This is a genomic window from Oceanobacillus sp. HCA-5259, assembly GCF_037892815.1.
Classification (GTDB): domain Bacteria; phylum Bacillota; class Bacilli; order Bacillales; family Amphibacillaceae; genus Oceanobacillus; species Oceanobacillus indicireducens.
This window is the reverse complement of record NZ_JBBKBV010000103.1, coordinates 1-477: the sequence shown is the minus strand read 5'-3', so window position 1 is coordinate 477 and position 477 is coordinate 1. Positions and strand designations below refer to the sequence as shown.

At 42.8% G+C, this 477-nt stretch carries 1 protein-coding gene; it reads right to left on the bottom strand.

Annotated features, from left to right (window positions below):
• A partial coding sequence (locus tag WKU33_RS19010; RefSeq protein ID WP_340456146.1) for an IS30 family transposase occupies window positions 1–477 on the bottom strand: 477 nt, incomplete at both ends.

Here is a 477-nt window from a genome sequence, read left to right as displayed (position 1 = left end):
GTCTCGTAGTTTAATATTTTCCGGGGGAATGTGTTCATCCAGTTGGCAACTTCTGCAATGTGCTGGTCCGAGTATGCGTGAATCGGTTGCCCTTTCTTTATAAAACGTCTGAGTAGCCCATTATGACGTTCATTCGTCCCTCTCTCCCAAGATGCATATGGATGCGCAAAATAAACATCTATTCCCATTTCTTTTCCTTGTGCGCTAAGTTCACTAAATTCGGATCCGTTATCAGCTGTGATGCTTTTAAATGTCTTTTGAACGTTTGGGTATTCCTGAAATATACCTTCTAAAGCATCCCTTACTTCTGGTGCGTTCTTACCCGGTATGCGTTGGACAATGGCCATACGAGTCTTTCTTTCCACAAGAGTTAGAAGTGCCTGGTCTTTAGATTTGTGGCCAAGAACAGTATCAATTTCCCAATGCCCGAACTCTTCACGTGTGTCAATTGATTCTGGTCTTTCTTCAATGCTCGTT